The 14065-nt window shown below is 58.2% G+C and carries 14 protein-coding genes and 1 pseudogene; 10 read left to right on the forward strand and 5 right to left on the reverse strand.

Annotation, left to right across the window (positions count from 1 at the left end; translation table 11 throughout):
- Positions 1 to 152: 152 nt before the first annotated feature.
- Together E1B25_RS21010 and E1B25_RS21015 are read right to left on the reverse strand one after the other, a co-directional pair.
- Entirely contained in the window at positions 153 to 1268 is a 1116-nt protein-coding gene (locus E1B25_RS21010; RefSeq protein WP_132831538.1) for an LLM class flavin-dependent oxidoreductase, read from the reverse strand.
- A gap of 117 nt (positions 1269 to 1385) precedes the next feature.
- Positions 1386 to 2129, reverse strand: coding sequence for an AraC family transcriptional regulator (locus E1B25_RS21015; RefSeq protein WP_132831539.1), 744 nt, complete (start codon positions 2127 to 2129; stop codon positions 1386 to 1388).
- A gap of 87 nt (positions 2130 to 2216) precedes the next feature.
- On the opposite strand from E1B25_RS21015, the gene E1B25_RS21020 reads away from it, so the two are divergent.
- From E1B25_RS21020 to E1B25_RS21030, 3 genes are all read left to right on the forward strand, one after another.
- Entirely contained in the window at positions 2217 to 2753 is a 537-nt protein-coding gene (locus tag E1B25_RS21020) for a peroxiredoxin-like family protein (protein WP_132831540.1), read from the forward strand.
- 198 nt (positions 2754 to 2951) lie between these two features.
- The gene (locus tag E1B25_RS21025) at positions 2952 to 3185 is read left to right on the forward strand and encodes a hypothetical protein (RefSeq protein ID WP_165937714.1); all 234 of its coding nucleotides are present in this window, start codon (positions 2952 to 2954) and stop codon (positions 3183 to 3185) included.
- 84 nt (positions 3186 to 3269) lie between these two features.
- Positions 3270 to 3875: a transposase gene (locus E1B25_RS21030; protein ID WP_165937715.1), complete on the forward strand. Its 606-nt coding sequence runs from the start codon at positions 3270 to 3272 to the stop codon at positions 3873 to 3875.
- A gap of 462 nt (positions 3876 to 4337) precedes the next feature.
- On the opposite strand, the pseudogene E1B25_RS21035 reads toward E1B25_RS21030, so the two are convergent.
- Together E1B25_RS21035 and E1B25_RS21040 are read right to left on the reverse strand one after the other, a co-directional pair.
- Positions 4338 to 5333 (reverse strand): annotated as a pseudogene (locus E1B25_RS21035) (IS110 family RNA-guided transposase); the annotation flags it as partial.
- Between the two features lie 20 nt (positions 5334 to 5353).
- Positions 5354 to 6489 (reverse strand): IS3 family transposase gene (locus E1B25_RS21040; protein ID WP_245510807.1). Its coding sequence is split into 2 segments (ribosomal slippage): positions 5354 to 6222 and positions 6222 to 6489, totalling 1137 coding nucleotides; the frame shifts between segments, so codons are not numbered across the junction.
- A gap of 335 nt (positions 6490 to 6824) precedes the next feature.
- Here E1B25_RS21040 and E1B25_RS21045 point away from each other — a divergent pair.
- The 7 genes from E1B25_RS21045 to E1B25_RS21075 are packed head-to-tail and all read left to right on the forward strand — an operon-like array spanning position 6825 to position 13476.
- Positions 6825 to 7193: a MarR family EPS-associated transcriptional regulator gene (locus E1B25_RS21045; protein ID WP_132831544.1), complete on the forward strand. Its 369-nt coding sequence runs from the start codon at positions 6825 to 6827 to the stop codon at positions 7191 to 7193.
- Positions 7194 to 7244: 51 nt separating this feature from the next.
- Positions 7245 to 7778, forward strand: coding sequence for a GNAT family N-acetyltransferase (locus tag E1B25_RS21050; protein WP_245510809.1), 534 nt, complete (start codon positions 7245 to 7247; stop codon positions 7776 to 7778).
- A gap of 40 nt (positions 7779 to 7818) precedes the next feature.
- The gene (locus E1B25_RS21055; protein ID WP_245510810.1) at positions 7819 to 8205 is read left to right on the forward strand and encodes a sugar 3,4-ketoisomerase; all 387 of its coding nucleotides are present in this window, start codon (positions 7819 to 7821) and stop codon (positions 8203 to 8205) included.
- Between the two features lie 48 nt (positions 8206 to 8253).
- Positions 8254 to 9303 carry a sulfotransferase family protein gene (locus E1B25_RS21060; protein WP_132831547.1) on the forward strand — a complete coding sequence of 350 codons (1050 nt, stop codon included), beginning with the start codon at positions 8254 to 8256 and terminating at the stop codon, positions 9301 to 9303.
- Complete coding sequence (locus E1B25_RS21065) at positions 9300 to 10394, forward strand: DegT/DnrJ/EryC1/StrS family aminotransferase (protein ID WP_132831548.1); 1095 nt, start codon at positions 9300 to 9302, stop codon at positions 10392 to 10394. Before E1B25_RS21060 ends, E1B25_RS21065 begins: the two co-directional genes overlap by 4 nt.
- A 41-nt stretch (positions 10395 to 10435) precedes the next feature.
- The gene (locus E1B25_RS21070) at positions 10436 to 11905 is read left to right on the forward strand and encodes an O-antigen translocase (RefSeq protein WP_206338607.1); all 1470 of its coding nucleotides are present in this window, start codon (positions 10436 to 10438) and stop codon (positions 11903 to 11905) included.
- Entirely contained in the window at positions 11902 to 13476 is a 1575-nt protein-coding gene (locus tag E1B25_RS21075; RefSeq protein ID WP_132831550.1) for a glycosyltransferase family protein, read from the forward strand. Before E1B25_RS21070 ends, E1B25_RS21075 begins: the two co-directional genes overlap by 4 nt.
- 152 nt (positions 13477 to 13628) lie before the next feature.
- Here E1B25_RS21075 and E1B25_RS22405 read toward each other — a convergent pair.
- The coding region (locus tag E1B25_RS22405) for a hypothetical protein (protein ID WP_206338608.1) at positions 13629 to 14065 on the reverse strand (437 nt) is incomplete at its 5' end.

Consider the following 14065-nt stretch of genomic DNA (forward strand, 5'->3'; position numbering starts at 1 on the left):
CAGGCGGTGATGATCGTCACCCCCGTGGCAAAGTTGCCAAGCGCCCGGCGAAAGGCCTTGGGGTCGATCGCGGGTTTGCTCATCACTTCGGTCATGTCTCATCTCCTCCCGGTTGGAACGGACCGGCGGTTTCCGCCGCGCCCGTGTTGCCCTCAGGCGGCGACGGCGGTCGCGGTAGGTTCCGCCTTGGTCGCTTCGGTCAGGATCGGCATCACCTTTTCGGCCATCAGGATCATCCCCTTGCGACCAAGGTCATAGTCGGTCCAGTCATGGCCGGCATAGACTAGGTGTTTGAACGGCCCGGTTTCCTCGCGCAGGGCAAGGATCTGGTCGGCCACCGAGTCCGGGTCGCCATGGATCACCAGCCGGTCCAGCACGTAATCCAACGTCACCTCGTCGTCGTGCATGTTCTGATCCTCTTTGAAGAGGTTCAGCCGTTTGCCCGCGCGCAGCTTGGTCAGCAGTTGCGAATAATACAGCACGTAAGGGCTCCCCGGATCGCGCGCATAGGCCCGCGCGGTCTCCATATCGTCGGCGACGCAGATATTCCTGGCCACGCGCCAGTCGGCGTAATCGGGGGTGAATCCCCCCTTTTCGCAGCCTTCAACATATTTCGGCCAATGGGTCGCGGCCCATTTTGGCAGCAGGAAGTTGCCCGAGATCGGCTGCCAGCCACGTTCGGCCATGGCGCTGACGCCCTGCGAGAACGGCGCCACGGCGGTGCCGACGATGGGCGGATGCGGGGCCTGAAACGGCTTCATGATATCACCCTGACCGATGTCGCGCATCATGGTGCGCTCGGTCGAGACCTCCCAGAAGTCGCCCTTGAGATTATACGGAGCCTCGCCCGCCCAGATATCCAACACCATGTTGATGCTCTCGACGAACATCGCGTTTCGATCCTTGTCGATCGAACCGAAAATTTCGGCGTCCGACATCAACCCTCCGGGGGATATGCCGAAATTCAGCCGCCCTTCCAGCATGTGATCCAGCATCGCCACTTCCGCTGCGATGCGGGCGGGGTGAGAGTTCGGCATGTTCACGGTGCCGGTGCCAAGGCGAATGTTCTTGGTCTCATAGGCGAGGCTGGCAAGAAAGGCGACGCAGGAGGTGATGATCTCTGCCTGATCGGTGGTGTGTTCACCGCAATAGGCTTCGGCATATCCCAGTTTGTCCGCCAGAATGAACGCCTCGCGGTCTTCGGCAATGCTTTGCGCAAACGGCTTGCCCAGCGGATGAATCGGCATCGTGAAAAACGACAGTTTCATGGAGGTCCTCCCTTGGCTTCCCACATCAGTGTGACGCAGCAAGGCCAGCGGAAAAAATGAAACTTTCTGATGTTTACTATCTGGTTTTGCGATAACGGACCGACACAGGCGGCCCGATCACGCGGAGGGCTTGGGCCGCAAGGTAATCGGCAGCGCACCGAACTGCTTGCGGAAAGCGCGGGTGAACCCCTCGGGCGAACCATAGCCGTAACGGCGCGCAATCGCATCGACGCGGTGGCCCTTTTCCACGTCCTGCCGGGCCAGCGTCAGCCGCCATTTGCGCAGATAAGCGGCTGGCGGCTCGCCCACGGCGGTCAGGAACATCTCGGCAAAGCGGCTGCGCGACAGCCCCGCGAGATCCGCCAGATCCTCGTTGCGCCAGTTACGCCCGGGTCGGTCATGGATCGCCACGATGGCCCGGCTGATCCGTGGGTCCGACAGCCCTGCCAGAACCCCGGGTCGTGTCGAGCCAGCCTCGATCTGCCCGCGCAGGATACGCACCACCAGAACCTCGCCCAGCCGGTTCACCACCGAGGCCGCGCCGCAGCGCTGCGCCGCGATCTCGGTCTTCATCAGCTGGGCAATCGCCATGGTCTCGGCGTCACGGGTCAGGTCCACCTCGATCACCGGCGGCAGAGCGGAGACCAGCGGGTTGGAGATCCCGCCCCAATCGACCAAGGCCGCGACCAATACCCGGCCTGGTGCAATGTCAAACCCGCACTGGCGCGGCAGGAACACCGCCTTGCTCGGGCCGTCATCATCACCGGATGTGACCACCAGCGTCGCCTCGTCCAAAGGCGCCGGCAGCACCTTCAGCGTGAAGCGTGAAATCAGTGTGGTCAGTCGGTCTGCTCGGGGCATATCGGCGTTTTGGTCTGATTTCTCGGATTATTGTGATAGTAATATCTGAAATACACCCCGATGACACACTCCAACAAGAGGTAATCCATGCTTATCCCCCGCAAGAAGACCCCCGACCTGACTCTGCCGACGCTGAAAAACGGGACCTTTGATCTGTCCTCCGAAGTCTCTGAACGCGGAACGGTGATCTGTTTCTACCGCGGCCTTCATTGCCCGATCTGCGCCAACTACCTGAGCGAACTCCAGATGCGCGTCGCCGAGTTCGCCGAGCGCGGCGTCAACACCATCGCGATCAGTTCCGACGGCGAAGAGCGCACCCGCGCAATGGCAGAAAAGATCGGTGCCGACACGCTGCGGTTCGGGTATGATCTGCCGTTGGCCAAGGCAAAGGAATGGGGCCTTTATATCTCTACCTCGCGCGGCAAGACCTCCATCGGGATCGAGGAACCAGCCCTGTTCTCCGAACCCGGCCTGTTCCTCGTCACGCCAGAGAAAACGCTCTATTACGGCTCGGTCCAGACCATGCCCTTCGTGCGCCCGCACTTCTCCGAACTGGTCAAGGCCGTCGATTTCGCCATCGAGAAAGATTACCCGGCCCGCGGCGAATACACCGGTGCCGTCTGACATCACCTTCGGGGATTGGGCGACATCCCCCCCCCTGTCTGGCAAAGATATGGCATAGTGTGGTTGCGGAGGGGAGCCCGTCCCCCCCTTGGGCATCACCCCGTTTGGGAGCAAGGGCCCCCTCCGTGTCGTCATCAACCTGAACAGTTGCTTGGGCCGTTGCTATGAGCCCGCATGACATGGACAGGAGCTTTTACCATGCCACCAATCATCATTGGCTGCGATCTTTCCCGTGCCTTCCTCGACCTTTGTGTCGATGCGGGGCCGACCACCTCGCAGATCAGGAATACCCCCGCTGCAGTCGGCAAATGGGCTGACACGATTGATCCTTCCACATTAGTGGTGTTCGAAGCGACCAGTGGATGCGACGGCGCAGTCATGGCTGCCCTCGACACCCGCCGCATCGCTTATGCGCGGGTCAATCCCCGCTAGGCCCGCGAGTTCGCGCGCGCCCTGGGCGTTCTGGCCAAGACCGACCGCGTCGATGCCCGGGTGCTGGCAACAATGGGCCAGTGCATGCCGCTTTCCCCGACGCCACCACAGGAGCCCGAGCGCAGGAAACTCGCGGGCTTTCTCAGGCGTCGCAAGCAGTTTGTCGAGGCCCGCAAGGCCGAGAAACTGCGCAGGCACAGCGCCGGACATCCCGAGATCCTGCGCGACATTGACAGCCTGATCGCGCTGTTCGACCGGAGGATCGCCAAGCTCGACAAGCGGATTGCCGCGATCATCGCGGCCAGCCCGCAGCTCAAGGAGCAGGCCCGGCTATTGTCTCAAGTGCCGGGCATCGGGCCGACAGTGCTCGCCACGCTGCTCGGCGAATTGCCTGAACTCGCGCACCTTGATCGGCGCCGTATCGCGTCTCTGGCTGGTCTGGCTCCACACGCCCGCGAAAGTGGCACGTGGAAGGGCGCGCGCCGCATCTGGGGCGGCAGGCGCAAGGTCCGGGAGGCTCTCTACATCGCCGCACTCACCGCCACACGTCGGGTCCCGGCCTTGATCGCGCTACGCGACCGAATGCGCGCAGCCGGAAAAGCCCCGAAGACAATCCTCATCGCCGCCGCCCGACAATTGCTCGTCATCCTCAACGCGATGATCCGACACAGACAGACGATCAGGCTCTGACAAGAACACAGTTGCCCCCATGAATGTCAATGGCGGAGTAAAAACCGGCCACGTGGCGGCGCAAAACCAGGCCAGTAGCGCATTGGACCTGTCCCGTTTTCGTGCCGCTCCCGGTGCTCGTTTAAGCCGTTTTCCGTTCGAAGGCGACGGGGCTTTTCCAGCCCAATGCTGAGTGTCGGCGACGTGGATTGTAGAAGCCGTGTGTGGATGCCCCTTTCAATGCAATAAGTTTTTCAGATTGCTTGGAACAAGTGATCAGTGCAGTCGTGTGTCCGGCCTTTGAATGCGGCTTTCACACGCCGCTGGCCTGTATGGTGTCCGTGGATCGGGTCCAAATCGTTGATGCGAGCACAAGGCTCCTGGCTTCTATCTGGTTTCCCCAACCCCGTCTTATGACCGTTGTCCCTTACTTTCCTTCGCCCTTCTCACATTGCCGGTTTACTCCAACGCATAGTGCAAAGCTTATGCAGCCAGCGGTGGAATTCGATAGTTCTCTTTTGTGGTTGTTAACGCCCAAACAGTACGGGCAAGCTTGTTTGCCAGTGCCGTCGCCACCAGCATACGAGGCTTGCGAGCCAGCATCTTGGCAAGCCATGATCCAGGTGGTGGACCTTTCCGGATGGCCCAGCGGATGACGGCCATTGCGCCTGTGATCAGCAATCGCCTTATATCGCGCTGTCCCATTTTTGAGGTTCTACCCAGGATTTGTCGCCCACCGGTCGACTTCTGCCTTGGTACAAGCCCGCACCAAGCTGCAAACTCACGCCCATTAGAAAATTCTTCCATTGGTGGCGCGAAGGCCTGAATGGTCGTAGCACACATAGGCCCAACTCCGGGGATTGTCATAAGCCGTGATGTTGCTTCATCTGTTTTTGCTCGGCCTTTGATCTCGTGATCCAGCACCACAATCCTTTCGTCAAAAAGAGCGATCTGATCAATGTATGCCTTGCAAAGGCTTAGAATTTGCGCGGGCAGGTCAACCGCGACTTCATCAAAGCTGGTTATCATACGTCTAAACTGAACCATCCCTTGAGCGACGACGACACCGTACTCTGCTAAATGACCCCGCAAAGCGTTTACCAACTGGGAGCGTTGGCGGACAAATAAATCTCGTGTTCGAAAGACCATGCCCTGCGCCTGTTGTTCTGCGCTTTTAACCGAGACGTAGCGCATCGTCGGGCGCGATGCCGCCTCCGCGATAGCTTCTGCGTCATTTGCGTCGTTCTTTTGACGCTTCACAAACGGCTTAACGTAAACAGGTGGGATAAGACGCGTCTCGTGGCCAAGCTTGCCAATTTCACGCCCCCAATAATGGGATGTGGCGCAAGCCTCCATCGCAACAACGCACTTTGGAAGCTCACTCAGGAATGCGGTAAGCTGAGGGCGCGACAATTTCTTGCGGAACACAACAGAACCAGAGGTGGTCCTGGATTTTCGACCAGTTTGCCGCCGGGCTAAGCTATCGCATTGGTTTCATTTCAGGCGGCGGCTTTCAGGTTCGGGGCCCGACTATCATATGCCTCGCCCGGCGTCAGCAGCCCATGCGATGAGTGCGGGCGTTTTTCATTGTAGTAGCTGATCCAAGTGCCGATCCCGCGTCGGGCCTCCGAGCCGGTCTCGAAGGCGTTCAGGTAGACACACTCGTATTTTAGGGACCGCCAGAAGCGCTCGATCATCCGATTATCGATCCAGCGCCCACGGCCGTCCATCGAGATCTTCACCTTGGCATCATTCAGGACATCGGTGAAGTCGACGCTGGTGAACTGCGAGCCCTGGTCGGAGTTGAAGATTTCTGGCGGGCCGTATCTGGCCAGCGCCTCCTTCAGTGCCTCGACGCAGAACCCGGTATCCATGCTGTTCGACAGCCGCCAACTCAGAACTTTCCGGCTGTGCCAGTCCATGACCGCCACGAGGTACAGGAAGCCCCGGCGCATCGGGATATAGCTGATGTCCGTACACCAGACCTGATTGGGTCGGGTGATGGCCAAGCCTTTGAGAAGGTACGGGTAAATCTTGTGTTCCGGGTGTTTCTTGCTCGTCTTCGGTTCTTGGTAAATCGGCACCAACCGCATGAGCCTCATCAGTCGCCGCACCCGGTGGCGCCCGCATCTGTGTCCCTCTCGCTGCATGTGGCGGGCCATTTGCCGCGAGCCGTACCATGGCGTTTCCAGGAACTGCCGATCGATGATTTTCATGAACGCCAGGTTCTCGGGGCTTTCTCCGCGCGGGTGATAGTAGAGGCTGGAGCGTGCCAGCGACAGCAGGCTGCACTGCCGCCGGACGCTGAGATCGGGATGATCCTGCTTCACCGCTTTCTGCCTCCAGTGCCGAGGATGAGACTGGAGGCTTCCGACAAAAAATCGCGTTCCACGACCAACTGACCGATCTTGGCGTGCAGCTTCTCGACATCCTTCTCGGAAATCGCCGGCGCAGACGATGCCGCACCGCCAAATGCCGATGCCATGTTCTCAATCGCCGCTCTCTTCCATCCGCTGATCATGGTCGGATGGACGCCGTACTTCTTGGCCAACTCGGCCGTCGTCAACTCTTCACGGATGGCTTCAAGCGCAACCTTGGCCTTGAACTCCGCCGAATAGCGTTTCCGCTTCGTCATCTGGGGTATTCCTTCGTCAGTCGCTACAGCTTAGCAACTGGTCCGAAATCTCGCGACCACCTCTTTGCGTGGCTGCCCAGCCCAAGTAGGCCAGGTAGACGACGGTTGCTACGCGCTGTTTTCGACCCATGGTGCCCTGAGTTTCATCATGAAAAGCGCTTTGGGCCCGATCACCTTCAAAAAACTTCCTGCATGACGTTTCACGACTTGTTTGCTCGTGCAGCATCAGATATCTGTTCGAATCCGAGCGATGGAGACTTTTCGAACTTTGTCGAACTCTTCGACACAAGGCGCCCACAGGCAGTCCTTGTGCGGTAGCCTGAGAAAATCCCAAAATGACGAGCCGGCGCACCAAGCTTCGGGAGGATACGCGTTTTCGCGTGCTTCGCCTCCTGCAGGAGAACCCTGAGATGTCACAGCGTGAGCTGGCGGAGGCAGTTGGGGCTAGCGTAGGCGGGATGCACTATGTGCTTAATGCGCTCATCGAAAAAGGTTTTGTGAAATTGGGAAATTTCACGGCAGCGGAGGATAAAAGGCGGTATGCTTACGTCCTGACGCCGAAAGGTATCAAAGAGAAGACGAACATCACGAAGAACTTTCTAAAACGAAAAGTTGAGGAATACCAAGCGCTGAAAGAAGAAATTGATGCGCTTGAAGTGGAGATCAACTCCAGCACAGAAATGAAGCCGCAAAAATCGCGCTAAATTTATTGACTGAATGACAACAATCTCCCTTAAACTATAATGGATCCTTCTGTGATTGACAATGTCGAAGGGCCCAACTTGACGCTTCGGTTGATTGAGCCAAAGGATGCCGCCTATGTGCATAGACTGCGGACCAACCCTTTGTACAACAGTCACCTTTCCAAAGTGACCGGCACTGTCGAAGATCAACGGCAATGGATCGAGGGTTACAAAGTGCGTGAAGCTGCATGGCAAGAGCTTTACTATGTGATCGAGCGGAAGGACGGTACACGGTGCGGCCTTGTGCGGCTCTACGATATCGAGGCTGACAGTTTCACATGGGGCAGTTGGATTCTGGACAACAACAAGCCGCGCAAGGCCGCACTAGAAAGCGCCGTTCTGTCGTTTGACATCGGATTTAACACGCTGCATCGGCCATCGGCAAAAGTCGATGTGCGGGTAGAAAATACCCACGCCACAGCCTTTTACCGCCGCCTCGGGATGGCAGAAACCCATCGGACAGATCAGGATATTTACTTCAACTATCCTCGAACGCGGTTCCGGGCAGATCGGCCGTTTTTTCTAAAGCTACTAAAGGGGCAATAAACCCATGTCTACAGCGACTACGCCGAAGGGCAGCGTCCGCATGATCGACTTGCCGCAAGTTCATGATCCGCGTGGTGATCTGACGTTCGTGGAAGGGGGCAACCATCTGCCCTTTGATATCGCGCGGGTCTATTACCTGTACAATGTGCCGGTTGATTCTGAACGTGGGGGTCATGCTCATAGGGATTTAGAGCAGGTGGTGTTCGCGCTTTCCGGAAGCTTCAGAATGAAGATCGATGATGGGAACACGAAATCTGAATACTGGCTGCGCGACCCGCGCAAAGGGCTTTACATCAGTCGCATGGTATGGCGCGAAATGGATGCCTTTAGCCAGGGCGCAGTTTGCATGGTGCTAGCATCACATCGATACGATGAGGCGGATTATTTCCGGGATTATGAATCCTTTCTAACTCACGCGAGAGCATGATTTTCATATTTTCCCACACTTACTGATACAGTGTTAAACTCTGCAGGCATGGATATTTATACCAAAATGAAAGATGAGTTTTCTCCGATATTTGTCGGCGGCACCGGAAGATCCGGCACAACTATAATGGCAGATTACTTGAACTCCCACAGCTCCTTGGTGGCGCCGATCCACGAAAATAAGCTCATCGTTGAAGAAAGCGGGGTTCGCTCGCTGGTAGAGAGCCTTTCCAGAGGCTATGATTACAAAGGAAATCATTACGCGATATCTAGGTTCATCAGTTGGGCAAATACGATCCGCACACCCGGTTTCAGAAACAAAACACTAAATTTTTTGTATCGCGGCACTAATAGGGCCCTTTACTCGATCACAAAAAAGCGGATTCCCGCTGCGCAAGTTTGCCGTGCTTTTTCCTTTTGGGACTTTTCGCTCATCGGTGTCGGAACAAGCTATGGAATTTCTCATTACGATAGTTGCGTCGAACAGTTTCTTGCCGATGTAATAGGAGAAACGGACGCATATGGAATTGTTGACACTGAAGGTCTCATCAAACCAGTCTACTCGCCCAGTACTTCAGACAGGGAAGAACTTCTCCAGCATTCCCGAAATTTCCTAAATGCATTGAACAAACCTAAAATGCTAGAAGCGGGAGCCCAAAGTTGGTGCGACGACACGCCACTTAATGCGCTTTATGCCCATTTCTTGCTAGAGCTATACCCTACCGGCAAGGTTGTGCACATGGTAAGGGATCCAAGGGACGTTGCTGCGTCTTACTCTGAAAAATCATGGGCATCGAGTGATCTTGAACTTATTCTCAACAGGCTGAAGCGGCAGTATCGCGAACTTATAAAAGTTGAAGAGAGCCTGCCAAAACAGAGCTTTCGGTCGTTTAGGCTCGAGGATTTCGCGTACGAACCTGATATTCAAAAGAGTGAACTATGCAGTTTTCTGGGCCTCGACACCAATGGCTTCGATGGGAGTGTTACGTTCGAAGCCGCATCGTTTGGTCGCTGGAAGAAGAAGTTTTCCGCGAACGTAGCCCAGATTGTCGAACGCCAACTCAGTGAAGTCTGCGCGCACTTCGGATATCGGACATGATACCATTCCTCGACCTCGGAGCCGCATACCGCGAGCTCAAGCCAGAAATCGACGCGGCCGTGTCGCGTGTGCTCGACAGCGGTTGGTACATCCTTGGCCCTGAGGTAGAGGCGTTTGAGACCGAATGGGCGGCGTATTGCGAAGCGGATCATGCGGTTGGGGTAGCCAACGGTCTTGATGCGCTCGTACTCGCCTTACGCGCGCTCGACGTCGGGCCGGGTGACGAGGTGATCGTACCATCTAACACCTATATTGCCACCTGGCTGGCCGTCTCCGAGGTGGGAGCCACCCCGGTTCCGGTCGAGCCTAACCCGGCCACCCTCAACATGGACCCCGCGCGGATCGAAGCCGCGATCACACCTCGGACCCGCGCGCTCTTGCCGGTGCATCTCTATGGCCAACCCGCCGATCTCGACCCGATCCTCGACATTGCTCGTCGTCACGGACTACGCGTAGTCGAGGATGCAGCCCAGGCCCACGGCGCCCGCTACAATGGGCGGCGGATCGGCGCGCATAGTGATATCGTGTGCTGGAGCTTTTATCCCGGCAAGAACCTGGGGGCGCTTGGCGATGCCGGAGCGATTACCACGAATGATGCGGCCTTGGCCGAGCGCGTGGCACTGTTGCGCAACTACGGCTCGAAGCAGAAGTATGTGAACGAGACAGCCGGCGTTAACTCACGCATCGACCCGCTGCAGGCTGCTGTTCTGCGGGTGAAACTCACCATGCTGGACGCGTGGACCGACCGCCGGCGCGCCGTGGCGGCCGCCTATGCCGAAGGGTTGAAGGAAACCGGCCTGATAATGCCCCATGTTCCGGATTGGGCAGAGCCGGTCTGGCACCTTTACGTGGTGCGCGCACCTGACAGGGAGGCGTTGCAGGCTCGGCTGACCAAGGCGGGGATCGGTACGCTCATCCACTACCCGATCCCACCGCATATGCAGACAGCCTATGCGGCACTTGGGATCGCGCCGGACGCACTGCCCCTCGCCCGCGAGCTGGCGGGAGATGTGCTGAGTCTGCCCATGGGGCCGCAGCTGAAACTGGAACATGTCCGCCAAATAATCACTCAGCTCCAGAATGCTGAATGAACGTGACTGAAACATCCAACTCCCGCGGCCTCATCCGATCCATGCTGGTGATCGGTTCAGCGCAAGCCATGAATATCCTAATATCGATTGTCAGGGTTAAGGTGCTGGCCGTTCTCTTGGGGCCGAGCGGTGTTGGTCTGCTGAGCATTTACAGCAGCCTGAAGGATGTGGTCCAGCAAACAGCGGGCCTTGGCATGGGCTCGAGTGGCGTTCGTGAAATAGCATCCTCGCGCGGGGAAGAGGTAACGCTGAACCGCGTTCGCCGCGTTCTCTTTGCCGCTCATCTTGTGCAAGGGGCGCTCGCGGTGTTGGCCGTCTGGCTTTTACGCGCGCCGCTTGCGACATGGCTTTTCGGAGACGCTGCGCGCTCGACAGAGGTCGGGCTGCTCGGCGTTGCCATTCTTTTGTCGCTTCTTGGCGCGGCGCAGACAGCCCTCCTGCAGGGGATGCGTCGGATAGTAGACCTCGGGCGTGTGACGGTGCTTGGGGCCTTCTTCGGCACTTTGGTCGGCCTTGCCGCTGTCTGGCAGCAGGGCGAAAGCGGCCTGATTTGGTTTGTCCTCGCTCAACCGCTGGCCGCGGTTCTGATCGCCCTGCACTACACGCGTCGCCTGCCCAAGCCCACGGCAGCGCGCCTGTCGCTGGAAGAAACCTGGGAAATCTGGAAGCCCATGGCAAAGCTCGGATTTGCATTCATGCTGGGCGGGATAGCAACGGCGGTGACGCTGCTGGTGGTGCGCGGACGGATATCGCAAGAGCTCGGGCTCGATGCCGCCGGGCATTTTGCTGCCGCTTGGGCCATCACCATGACTTATGTGGGTTTTCTGTTGGGGGCGATGGTGGCCGATTATTACCCGCGGCTGACCGAGGTGATCCACGACCAGGCTGCGGCAGTACGACTTATGAACGATCAAGCGCAGCTCAGCCTAGCGATCGGCGGGCCGGTCTTACTACTGCTCATCGGGATGGCACATTGGGTGATCAACCTACTGTATTCGGCAGACTTCGAGACTGCCGTGGCGCTATTGCAATGGCAGACCGTCGGCAATGTGTTCAAGCTGGCTGCCTCGGCCATGAGCTTTGGCATAGTTGCTTCAGGGCGATCTGGGTTTCACATCATCGCACAGCTGAGTTTCAATATTATATACCTAAGCTTGGTTTGGTTACTCTTGCCTGTTACGGGTCTTTTGATAACGGCGATCGCCTTCGTTTCAGGTTACATTTTCTATTTCATCGTAGTATTTCTGCTCGTCAAGCGCTTGATCGGCTTCCGCTGGCAGGCGCTGTCCCTTTACCTTCTGGGTCTGCATGCGGGACTTGCGGTAGCGCTGCTGGCGCTGGCGCTGATGGCCCCGTTTGCGGCGGCCGTGGCCTCGCCGCTTCTGGCTGGGGCTACCGGCTTTTTCGGGCTGCGCGTGGTGCTGGTCAAGATCGGCCCTAAGGGCCGTCTCGCCTCTCGTCTGGCCTTTTTTTATACCCGCATAGGCTGGCCCATCCAGTATAACCCATGACCAAAAAATTCGCCCCGCCCGAACGACAGATGCCGCCACCGCCGCCGGCAACCCCGGTAAACGGTTGGTCCTTTCCCGACTTCAACTTGGCGGACGTGACGGCTTTCTACGAGCACCTGGTGTGCCGAGCGACGCGCCAGGTCGACGCGGACAAGCCGGCGGATGCGATGGTGACGATCCGAGAAGCTGCCAACCTGGCCTATCTCGTGAACTGGCGTTATCAGGACGACCGACTGGAGAACCTTCTCAGCCGGATCAGCGCACGGCTTCTGCCAGGCATGCCCCCCCCCCCCCGCGACAGCGCTCGGATCGTCTTCTTCGACAGCTGGGGCCTAGACGCGCGCGGCCTCAGCCTGCAGTACATCCGCGCGCTCAAGGCCTACGGGGCTCCGCTTTTGTACATCTGCGAAAATCGCAACGAGGCCGCCTCGACACAACTGCGCGAAGAACTTGCGCGGGCGTCCGCCGCAGAGGTTCTCTACCTAGACGATGTCTCCGGCCCGGTGGAAAAGACCAGGAAAATCTTCGACGCGGCAACGGCCTTCGCAGCGACGCAGATCATGATGCACATGACGCCCTGGGCGGTCGAGGCCATCATCGCGTTCAGAGCCATGCCTAACGTGGTGAAATACCAGATCAACCTGACCGACCATGCGTTCTGGTTAGGGACGAGCTGCACCGACTATTCGCTGGAATTCCGCGAATACGGGCGGACCCTTACATCGACCCAGCGCGGTCTTCCCGCCGACCGCGTCATCCTCAACCCATACTATCCGATCATCGAAGACAACCGCAAAGACCCCCTGCCTGACCGCAGGCCCGGCGATACCGTGGTTTTCACCGGCGGCGCCTACTACAAGATGTACGGGAGAGGCGGCTATTTCTTCGATCTGATCGCCAACCTCCTGGACAATCACGATGACCTCATCGTCTGGATCGCCGGAAACGGGCACACCAAGATTCTGGAAGACAAGCTGCAGCGCTACATTCGCGACGGCCGGGTCATGCTGATCGGCAACCGCAAGGATATCAACGCGGTCTTCAAGGCCTGTGACATCTACCTCTCGACCTACCCGTTCTGCGGTGGGCTCATGGCGCAACTCGCAACCGTTCACGAGAGGCCCGTTCTTTCGTTCACCAGCGCCGATCTCGTCACCAACCGCCTCGAAGACATCATCGGCACAGGCGAGACCCCGGAGATCACAACTACGGACGTGGAGAGGTTCCGGCAAATGGCGTCCGAGCTAATCGAAGACAGGGAAAAGCGGACGCATCGGGCACGGGCGATCAAGGCTACCATGCACAATCGAGCGGATTTCGAGGCCCGGGTTTTCGACATTCTCACCCGGCCCGAAGCCATGCACGATGCGACCGCCAGACCGTTGGAGCTCGAACACCACGCGGTGACCAGCCTGTACCTAGAAATCGAGAACGACTTCCAGGACCAGCTCGCGCGCCGGATCCTGCACAACACCGGGTTCTGGTCGACGCTGCGCTTTCCGGCCGTGACCGCCAAGGCCGCTTTGAAGGTTGCGTATTTCATTGTCACGAAGTCCCTGCAAAGAACCTGAACCACGATAAGGTGCTGCATGCAACGTACGTCAACGGCAACGAGGTTTGCCTGCGCCTCGGACCTCCTGCGTCGCGCTGGAACCGTCTTTTGCACCATCCGTGCTATTCGTTGCCTACACACGAGACCGTACAACCGCGAGGCCACGAAATGTTAAAAAACGGATTGGTCGGGTTCGTTGCGCGGGTCTTCGGCATCGTCTTGTTCCCGCTCCTGTCGCATCGAGCGCAGTTCGGGCGTCACCGGATCCTCGGAATCGCTTTCACGGCCCGGAACCGGCATGCGTTCAAACACCTCGGCGACGGGGTGTTTCTGTCGAGCGATCTCGTTCTGCACGGGCCGGAGTTCATCGCAATCGGCACCGGCACCGGCGTCGGAAAAGGATGTTCGCTGACCGTCTGGCCCTCGTCCGAAACGGCAGCGCCGCCCCCGTCTCTTTTCATCGGTGCGCAGTGCTCGATAGGCGAAGGCGCCCATATCACAGCGGCCAACAGCATCAGGATCGGCAACAATGTCCTTCTCGGCAAATACGTCACCATCTCCGACAACAACCACGGCCAGGGCAGCCTCGCCGAGATCGACACCCCCCC

This window comes from Antarcticimicrobium sediminis, assembly GCF_004348975.1.
GTDB lineage: Bacteria > Pseudomonadota > Alphaproteobacteria > Rhodobacterales > Rhodobacteraceae > Antarcticimicrobium > Antarcticimicrobium sediminis.

Bases quoted from the DNA above. Each gene is read 5' to 3' on its own strand.
- E1B25_RS21020 (WP_132831540.1), top strand. From the start codon at position 2,217: ATGCTTATCCCCCGCAAGAAGACCCCCGACCTGACTCTGCCGACGCTG.
- E1B25_RS21010 (WP_132831538.1), bottom strand. From the start codon at position 1,268: ATGAAACTGTCGTTTTTCACGATGCCGATTCATCCGCTGGGCAAGCCG.
- E1B25_RS21070 (WP_206338607.1), top strand. From the start codon at position 10,436: ATGCTGGTGATCGGTTCAGCGCAAGCCATGAATATCCTAATATCGATT.
- E1B25_RS21060 (WP_132831547.1), top strand. From the start codon at position 8,254: ATGGATATTTATACCAAAATGAAAGATGAGTTTTCTCCGATATTTGTC.
- E1B25_RS21075 (WP_132831550.1), top strand. From the start codon at position 11,902: ATGACCAAAAAATTCGCCCCGCCCGAACGACAGATGCCGCCACCGCCG.
- E1B25_RS21015 (WP_132831539.1), bottom strand. From the start codon at position 2,129: ATGCCCCGAGCAGACCGACTGACCACACTGATTTCACGCTTCACGCTG.
- E1B25_RS21055 (WP_245510810.1), top strand. From the start codon at position 7,819: ATGATCGACTTGCCGCAAGTTCATGATCCGCGTGGTGATCTGACGTTC.
- E1B25_RS21025 (WP_165937714.1), top strand. From the start codon at position 2,952: ATGCCACCAATCATCATTGGCTGCGATCTTTCCCGTGCCTTCCTCGAC.
- E1B25_RS21045 (WP_132831544.1), top strand. From the start codon at position 6,825: ATGACGAGCCGGCGCACCAAGCTTCGGGAGGATACGCGTTTTCGCGTG.
- E1B25_RS21065 (WP_132831548.1), top strand. From the start codon at position 9,300: ATGATACCATTCCTCGACCTCGGAGCCGCATACCGCGAGCTCAAGCCA.
- E1B25_RS21030 (WP_165937715.1), top strand. From the start codon at position 3,270: ATGCCGCTTTCCCCGACGCCACCACAGGAGCCCGAGCGCAGGAAACTC.